This is a genomic window from Mesorhizobium sp. M1006 (assembly GCF_040318825.1).
Taxonomy (GTDB): domain Bacteria; phylum Pseudomonadota; class Alphaproteobacteria; order Rhizobiales; family Rhizobiaceae; genus Mesorhizobium.
Genome location: NZ_JAMYMZ010000096.1, coordinates 1 through 8,284, shown reverse-complemented (window position 1 = coordinate 8,284; position 8,284 = coordinate 1). Strand labels below are relative to the sequence as shown.

The 8,284-nt window shown below is 59.9% G+C and carries 7 protein-coding genes and 3 pseudogenes; 5 read left to right on the top strand and 5 right to left on the bottom strand.

Annotated elements, in window-relative coordinates; genetic code table 11:
* From NKH60_RS34220 to cysQ, 3 genes and pseudogenes are all read left to right on the top strand, one after another.
* Positions 1-194: pseudogene (locus NKH60_RS34220) on the top strand (protein CapI); the annotation flags it as partial.
* 113 nt (positions 195-307) lie between these two features.
* Positions 308-586: pseudogene (locus NKH60_RS34215) on the top strand (adenylyl-sulfate kinase); the annotation flags it as partial.
* A gap of 10 nt (positions 587-596) precedes the next feature.
* On the top strand, positions 597-1,385 hold the full coding sequence (cysQ, locus tag NKH60_RS34210; RefSeq protein WP_352875012.1) for a 3'(2'),5'-bisphosphate nucleotidase CysQ: 789 nt from the start codon (positions 597-599) through the stop codon (positions 1,383-1,385).
* A 273-nt stretch (positions 1,386-1,658) separates the two neighbouring features.
* Here cysQ and NKH60_RS34205 read toward each other — a convergent pair whose 3' ends face one another.
* Positions 1,659-2,480 carry a class I SAM-dependent methyltransferase gene (locus NKH60_RS34205; protein ID WP_352875010.1) on the bottom strand — a complete coding sequence of 274 codons (822 nt, stop codon included), beginning with the start codon at positions 2,478-2,480 and terminating at the stop codon, positions 1,659-1,661.
* A gap of 444 nt (positions 2,481-2,924) precedes the next feature.
* Here NKH60_RS34205 and NKH60_RS34200 point away from each other — a divergent pair, with 444 nt between their 5' ends.
* Positions 2,925-3,164: a type II toxin-antitoxin system VapB family antitoxin gene (locus tag NKH60_RS34200; protein WP_352875008.1), complete on the top strand. Its 240-nt coding sequence runs from the start codon at positions 2,925-2,927 to the stop codon at positions 3,162-3,164.
* Between the two features lie 147 nt (positions 3,165-3,311).
* On the opposite strand, the gene NKH60_RS34195 is transcribed toward NKH60_RS34200, so the two are convergent.
* Positions 3,312-4,898, bottom strand: a complete 1,587-nt coding sequence (locus tag NKH60_RS34195) for an adenylate/guanylate cyclase domain-containing protein (protein WP_352875006.1) — start codon at positions 4,896-4,898, stop codon at positions 3,312-3,314.
* Positions 4,899-5,572: 674 nt separating this feature from the next.
* Between NKH60_RS34195 and NKH60_RS34190 the strand changes: the two genes are divergently transcribed.
* Positions 5,573-5,806, top strand: coding sequence for a DUF6429 family protein (locus NKH60_RS34190; RefSeq protein WP_352875004.1), 234 nt, complete (start codon positions 5,573-5,575; stop codon positions 5,804-5,806).
* Positions 5,807-6,109: 303 nt separating this feature from the next.
* Here NKH60_RS34190 and NKH60_RS34185 read toward each other — a convergent pair whose 3' ends face one another.
* From NKH60_RS34185 to NKH60_RS34175, 3 genes and pseudogenes are all read right to left on the bottom strand, one after another.
* Positions 6,110-6,658 (bottom strand): class I SAM-dependent methyltransferase, encoded by a 549-nt coding sequence (locus NKH60_RS34185; protein ID WP_156948240.1) that lies wholly within the window; start codon positions 6,656-6,658, stop codon positions 6,110-6,112.
* A 124-nt stretch (positions 6,659-6,782) separates the two neighbouring features.
* Positions 6,783-7,613: a PA3715 family protein gene (locus tag NKH60_RS34180; RefSeq protein WP_352875002.1), complete on the bottom strand. Its 831-nt coding sequence runs from the start codon at positions 7,611-7,613 to the stop codon at positions 6,783-6,785.
* Positions 7,614-7,776: 163 nt separating this feature from the next.
* A pseudogene (locus NKH60_RS34175) lies at positions 7,777-8,284 on the bottom strand (AGE family epimerase/isomerase); the annotation flags it as partial.

Genomic DNA, 8,284 nt, shown 5'->3' with positions numbered 1-8,284 from the left:
ACTTCATCGACATTCTGGAAAGGCTGCTCAAGGTCAAGGCAATCCGCCACAACGAGCCGATGCAGGCGAGCGACGTCGAGAAGACTTACGCCGACATGACCGCGCTGGAGCGGGATTTCGGCTTCCGGCCTAGCGTTTCGATAGAGGACGGGCTGAAGAAGTTTGTCGACTGGTACCGGCCGTACTCGAAGTAGTGATTTGCAAGTGAGGCGTTGTTCAGTGAAGCGGTTCTCCCAAACGAAACCCTCGCGGCAAAAACGCGTGCGGCCTCGTCACAACCTAATCGGGATCTCGGGTTCACCGATGCACCGATGCCGATTGTGTCGAAAACATTCGCCGCTCGCCGAAGTGGCGCGCCTGATGGCCGACGCCGGGCTGATCTTATCCTGTCGTTCATTTCGCCATTCAGCGCGGCGAGATCAAGAATTTCACCGGCGTCGATTCACCCTATGAGGTGCCGGAGAAGCCCGAAATCCATCTCAAGACCCTCGGCAGATCGGCCGAGGAGATGGTGGACGCCCTGGAACACTGGCTGAACGAGCGGGACATTGCCGAAGACCAATATGACAGCGGCGGCGGTATCTGACGACGAAGCGATGCTAGCCGTCTTCGAGCACCTTGCCTTGGCGGCAGGGCGCGAGGTGATGCGCGTCTTTCGTTCCGGCTGTGCGGTCGACAGCAAGTCGGACAGTTCGCCAGTGACGGAGGCGGATCGCGAGAGCGAGAAGATCATCCTTGCCGGGCTGCGCGTCGCATTTCCAGAGATTCCATGCGTGGCAGAGGAGGAAGCTTCGGCCGGCATCATGGCACCGGATCTCGGCGACGCCTTTTTCCTGATCGATCCGCTCGACGGCACCAAGGAGTTCGTCAACCGGCGGACCGATTTCACTGTCAACATCGCGCTGGTTCGCCATGGCGTGCCTGAGATCGGCGTCGTCTTCGCGCCTTGCACCGGCCGCTTCTTTTCCGGCCGGCCGGGCAAAGCGGAAACGATCGAGATCAATGACGACTACGAGATCGTCGATCGCCAGCCGATTTCGGCAAGGGCCGGTATGGTGCCGCTGACCGTCGTTGCCAGCCGCTCCCACAACACGCCGGAAACCGACGCCTATATCCGCGCGCTGGGCGCTGCCGAGATCGTCTCGGTCGGCTCGTCGCTGAAATTCTGCCTCGTCGCCGGCGCCGAAGCGGACGTGTATCCACGCTTCGGCCGCACCATGGAATGGGATACTGCCGCAGGTGACGCGGTGCTACGCGCGGCCGGCGGCATGACGCGCACGCTGGATGGTGAGCCGCTCGTCTACGGCAAGCGCAACCAGAGTGACGACGATGATTTCGCTAACCCGCATTTCGTCGCCAGCGGCAAGGCTGCTCAATCCCCATAGACCTTGGTTGCGCAAACCAAAGGACCGCGTAAGACCTGACCGGCGTTCTTCGGATGCACGACCTATCGCCTCCGGTAAGCGCAGTTCCAGACCGGCGTGAAAGCGCAGGCTGTGACGGTGTGACAGTAACTGCTGGCCGCGATCAGAGCTTCTCGGATCGATGATCGAATAGGGAAATTGGCTGTCGGAATGTGCAGCGTGACGCGATCCGCGATGCGCTTGCCCACAGTAGCGATGATCGCCACCAAGGATGGCGTCGGGAACGTCGCGCTCTCAATCCGAATTGTGTTGCTCGGGCCGTTCGGCGATAAAGAGAGTATCGGGGAGAAGCCCAAGACGCTCGCGATCGGCGGCAGGTATACGGTCTGAATCTATTCGAGCGACCGTAAAACCCACGTCCTCGATACGTTCCTTGATATCGGGTCCGTAGGCTCGCACGTGATCTGATCCGCCGAAGCGCTCGTCGCGCTCGCTCCGTGACATGGATGGCGTCGCTTCGAGCGTTTGGCGATAGATAAGCGGTACTTGGATCCAGACCTGTCCTCGAGGCTTAAGGGATGACCAAACTTGCCGAAAAGCATGCCGATCGTCAGGTACGTGCTCCATGACATGACACAAGACGACAATATCGAGATCGCTGATGCCGTTCATGTTCATCAGGTCAACCTGCACGGTATCGGGGCCGTACCGTCCGGGCTCGATATCGCCTTTAATGAGGTTGCCCGCCTGAGATAGTCTCTTTGAAAGCCCCTTCTCGCTCGGCGCAATCTGGAGAATTCTAAGCGGTCCCGCCGGAAGCCCGAGAAGCTTACGGTCTAGAGCACAAATCAAAAACCGCTCACGATCCAGGGCATGACAAAGCGGGCAAATAAGTGTGTATCCCCCGAAACGGTAAAAAGCCGCCACACCGCGATCGCAGGCATTGCAGTGATGGGCCTTCCTCGTCGGGAGGAGTGTCAGGGTGAGGGCCCTCAGCCAATCTCCGTACGAATCAAGTTTGCGTGTGACCCGCCGCGTCGTGATACGATCAGCATAGCTGCGAAAAAGAGATAGAAGTCGGCTTCCTCGAGCGTTGTTCCACGATGGTTTCAGCATGTCGGCCTTCTAAGGTTTTTGACCCGAGGACCGATAATTAGCGCCACCTCATATAACGTCGAGTCAGCGGAGCAGCAGGAGATTCGCCCTGTCATGGCATCGACCGTGATATCGATCAGACCGGCGATCTCAGCCAGCAACTCGTCGAGCCCCGGTCAAGTCCAGACCCAAGCCGATCTCCAATCCCAATACAGGATCGGCAATCTCACAGATCGCGGCCACTCCCGAAAGGTATCCGGAAACGCCGCTTACCGATCACATATGCTCGGGGTCTGTAAACAACAGGGTTACGGTCCCCATCCAGCCTGCGGCAAGCGAGGCGCAGCCACCAACTCGGTCGGTTGGCGTGGCCGATTCCGTTGGTGCCCCTTCCGGTCGACGCTCCCCGGACCTTCACACGGTGTGCCATATACCGATACACTTGAACGGCTATACGAGCGAGTGATGGCGTTCCACATCAAAAATCCCGAGACCGACGCACTGGCCCGCCGGCTCGCCGCACTTAAGAGGACTGGTTTGACAGAGGCCGTCCATGCCGCGCTCAAGCATGAGCTTGAGCGCGAACAGGCTAGAGCGTCCCTCGTAGAGATCGGCGTCAGGTTCTGCCGTGATCTGCGAGCCCGGGGCAAGCCTGATCACGGCAGGCCCGCCGACAAGGCGTTTCGCGACAGCCTGTATGACTGATGTTCATCGACGCCTCGGCCCTGACGGCGCTGATGACCAACGAGGATGATGCGCGCGAACTCCTGGCAGGGACCCGGCGCGGCTGAACGGTGTTGAACCGGACTTTACTTGGCTGGCCACGGTCCAGATTGGATCACGTTCAAGAACCTAAAGTGCGGCGGGCTTGCTTCGGATGGTTAAAGCCAGGAGCGCCTCCGAAAGTCGTTTCTTCGCCCGCTCCACCCCGTTCTCGTCGATTGCCTCAACATCGAGGAACAAGTCGAGACCAGTCGCATGCTCGCTGATGACCTGAGGGCGCTGGGCGAGTTCACCCAGGAGGCCCTCGACTTCGTAGGGGACAACCTCCCGGCTGATCCCCTTCATGGCTATCGGTGCCAATGGACGCGCCCGGACAAGGTCGCGCACGAGCGCGTAAGTCTCATAGCTGAGGCAGATGCCGCCGGGCTCGGCAATCGACTGCAGCCGGGCCGCCAAGTTCGCCTCGGCTCCAATGATCGTGTAGTCCATCCGATCATCGGAACCGAAGTTCCCAACATTGCAATAGCCCGTATTGATGCCCATGCGAGCTCGGAAGGGCCGTTCAACTCCGCGGTCATGCCACACCCTGTTCAACTGCTCCAGCCGACGCTGCATGTCGACAGCCATGCGCAAGCAGGCTCTCGCGTCTTCCTCGACGCCTTGCGTCTCGGGGTCTCCGAAGAACACAAGAAGCGCATCGCCGATGAACTTATCGACGGTGCCGCCGTGTTTGAGCGCGATCGTCGACATCTCGGTGAAGTACTCGTTGAGGAGAAGCGTCAGGTCCTCGGGCTGGAGCCGTTCCACGATCGCGGTGAAATCCTTGACGTCGGAGAAAAAGATTGTGAGCTTCTTGCGCTCGGTTGCGATGGTGACGTCCTTCTGGCCGCTGAAGATGCTTTTGTAGATTTGAGGCGAAAGGTATTTGGCGATCTTCAATGAAATCGCGGCCAGGAAGTCGTTTGCCTCCGAAAGCTCCTTGTTGATGCCCTGAATCAACGCGGACTGCCGACGCTGCAGGAGAATGAACGTCAGGCCCGCCGCCGCCGCGAAACCGAAATACAGGAGCAGATACTTGAAGGTCAGCACGTTCGCAGCAATAGGCTGATTGACTGATATCTCCTGGATCCCTCGGACATCCCCCACCTTCCAGTCCGTCTTGGGGCTGTCCGGGTGTGAGTTATGGCAGGTCACGCACACTTGTCCCATAACAACAGGGGCCGCGGCGCGGACCTGCCGGTCAAACAGTGAGCCCGAGACTTCGATGATCGGCTCCTTCGGGTTGGCGCGCAAAGCCAAGATTGCATTCCGCTCGAACGCATCGAGCTGGTGGGGCGCGCGGCCTTTGAAAGGCAGATCCGAGACGAACCGATATTTGACCGAGCCGTCATGAGCGCTGATGCGCTTGCCGAGTTCGATCGAGAGGGTTGCTGGAATAGGGATCGCGCCTGGCACGTCCCGGTAGTTGTGCGTCGCAGTTACGGCACCGTTAGCTTGCAGCACGCGTCCCACGACGTCGCTGCCGTAAAATCCGCGCATTTCGTCGATGATGCGGCTGATTTCGCTGGCTTGCCTGCGCAGCATCCGTTCCGATAAGTCTCGGAGGTCGAGCCAGGCTGCGACGGGCAGACCGATAAGGCCGATGACCACTGCCGCCACCAGGAGCGGTCCCATGGTGCGCTGCTGACGCGCAATCTGTTCACCCAGTCCAGCCATTGTGCAGGCGCCCGGCCGTCTTAGTATGTGAACTATAGCTCATTCCCGGCACGGTACCAGAGTCAGTCTTGGCTCGATGAAAACACGTCAGCCCTGCAACGTCGGACCGACCTCGAGCGGTTGTTGCGAAGCCCCGACCGCTCACAGCGGATTTCGCATTCTGGCGCTGGACGGGCAATGAATCAGTGAAGGGGATGTCGCAAAGTCGATTGTGGCCCGGAATGCGCTCCGCGATAACCGCTCAGGGGTCAAAAAAAATTCACCTCTGACAAGGTTGGGGCTTCTGCGGTCGGAGAGCGCATCGGAGAAGAAAGTGTCCCGCGAAACGTCTCCGCGCGTTGGTCGCACTATGGAATGGGACACCGCGGCGGGGTGACGCGCGCTGCCGGCAGCATGACGCGCACCTGAATGGTGCGCCGCTCGCCTGCGGTAAGCGCAACCTAAGCGAAGACGAGGATTTCGCCAATTCGCATTTCATTGCCAGCGGCAACGCTGCCACGGCCGCTTAGGCATCATAATGAACTCCAATCCCGTCCCGGCTCGTCGCCCCCAATGACGACGTCGCGGATGCGACGCCTGAGTGAGGCACTCGTTTTCAGGCGAACGCTCGTGGCGGGGAGTAACCATCCGGTGTGGATCGTGGCAGCGGCGCTTTCGCGTGTTAGACTGCTTGCATGGAGATCGACACCGACAAGATCGACGATGCCGTTCTGGGCCTGCTTTGGCTGACGCTGCATGAAGGGGCGCGCGCCTGGAAGGGGTTGGATTGGAATGCTCTGGATCGCTTGCACGAGAAGGGGCTGATCGCGAATCCGGCAAACAAGGCGAAGTCGGTGGTTCTGACAGATGAAGGACTGCGGCGTGCTGAGGAGCTATTCCGAACCCTGTTCACTCGCCCGGCGCCCTGAGCCAGAGCGCTGGACGGGCGCCTGCGAGCTGATAGCGCACATGGCTGAATTTCGATAACGGCGGCGCGCTGACCGCAGGCGGGACGCGCAGTGCTCTCGCCGTGGCGGACAAATTCGTCTTCGTCACCTAGGCCAACGGGGGCATCCTGTCTTTTAAGGCAGTGGCAGAGAACACCGTAGCCGCGAGATGCTTCTCCCGGCGGAATGGGCGCTCCGGGCCGAGTTGCAGCCAGCAGCGGGTCGGCGCCGCTGCTGACACATGGGATGTTAGTGGGGCAGATTGCCATTGGCGATGCGAAATCTCTATGGCTGCGGATTTCCGAAGGCAGGTTTCTCAAGCACCAGCACATGACTGCCAAGAGGCGATGTGTGAGTGCTCTTGACTTGGAATCCCTCGTCAGAAAGCGTTTCGATGAATTCGCCATCCGTTCCAGGCGGAACGCGGGCAACGACGTTTGAGGTGCGCCTCACAATATTGGAAAGCACCCTTCGCGCCTTGCCCGGGCCGATGTTGCGCTGCATGTGCTGATAGACGGCCAGCAGCAGGACGATATCGTATTTCGGTAGAAGGATATTGCCGAGGCGCCGGCTGCCGAGATTCAGGCGATCGAACCGGGCATGCACCGGGGAGCCACTCAACAACATCTTTGCAGTCTCGATATGCGGCTTGGCAATGTCGATCCCATGGATCGAGCTGGGTTTCAGCTTGGATATCTCATAGGCGACAACACCCATATTGCAGCCAACATCGAGAATGGATTTTCCGGCGTAGTCGACCTTTGCGGAGAATAGCCCGTCAAGTCTGTCGTCCCACGTTCCGGCAAAACCCCTTTTGAATCTTGACCACCACAAATCATCAGCTCCTTTGAGAAGAGCCCCCTTGCGCGCCTCCTACCACGAGAGAATTAACGGTCGATACCCGTTCAACTGGAATTGATGACATTGACGAACCAAGGCAGGGACGTGTGCGGCCGCCTCACAACCCCATCACCTTGAGTGCCGCGGGAACCGGATAGCGGTTGCCGTCATAGCGCAGCCGGTAGGTCCGCTTCACAGACTTGGCGGGATGGGACTGGCATTCGCCATTCTGGTCGGGGAAGGGATTATCGGTATTCGACCGCTCAACCGCGGTGATATCGTGATAGCCATGATGGCTCGCCGGGCTTATCACCAGGCTGACTTGGCTGGAATGAAAGTATCCGGCGCAACTACCATCGCTATCGCCGCTATGGCCGGCCACCACGAGGCCGTCGAGCACCACGCGTAGCGTATCGCCGGTGATAGCGTAGAGCCGCAGGTCGGTTTCAGTGAACGGAGCGGTCAGCGAATGGTGCGCCATTTCGATGCGCAGGCCGAATGCGCTGACATCGGGAGCCAGTGCGTAACGGCCGGTGTCGAATTCCACCTTTTCAATGACAATCAAGTCATCGGTCATCAGACCGGGCTGGAGCAGGCGCTGGCGCACACGCAGCGTATTCGTGTCGACGACCAGAAGCTCGATATCGCCGACATGCAGGTGGTCGCCGTTAGCCCTGTCAATCAGCGGCACTGCGACCAACAGCAGGTCATCATGGGCGGGCCAAATCTTGCAAATCAGACCGAATGGCGCATCGCTCTCCGGGAGCGTTGCAGCGATGCTCGTATGGGGTGCAAGCGTGAACGAGGCGCCGTCGGCGCTCTTTCGGGCCTCTGGATAGGCCTGCTGCAGCAGGGCGGCAGCGTCGCCGCAATCGCCCGCCCCGGCGCGGGCGGGCGACAGGCTGGCGAGGGCGGCGCCGAGCAACAGGACAGGCAACACTATTCGCATGGAATTCTCGCCTCGCAGGGCCAGGTTTGGCCAGTGACTTCTACGCGAGATTGGTGGCGGCGCACAGGGTGCAGGGAAGTGACGGCTAGCTCCACCCGCTGCGTTCGGACCATAGGTATCCTGGAAAGTCGTAAAGTTCGAGCTCGCTTAGGGACGGCGATCATGAGAACGCCGCCCGAGCGGAAGCCCATTCGAAATGGTGCCCTGGTTCGGTCCACTGTCCCTCGTCTCCCGGCAACGGTAGCCAATTGACGTCGAAATGTTCCCCAAGCGTCCAGCTCTCCTGGTCGAAAAAATGGCACCGGAAGAGATCGACGACGCGTGCCGCCCGACGGAGATATGCACGCTCGCCCGTGACGTCATGCCAGGCAAGGAAGGATTCCAGCATGTGCATGTGAGGGTTCGAATACCGCACCCCCTTCCAGCCGGGGGTCTCGAGGAAGCCGTTCAGGCTGACGTCCTCGAGATGGGTGTCGATGAAATGGAACGTCTGTTGTGCCAGCTGCAGGGCCTCCTGATGGCCGCATCGTGAGCATGGGCAAGCGCCAGGAGCACGCAGGAATGATCGTAGGCGTCCTCCGTCGGGTCGATACCCTCCGGCGAAGGCCGCCTTGCGAGAGGACGGCACGGTAGCGAGGCTGCGCTCTTAAGGTCGCCCTTACGAGCGAAGT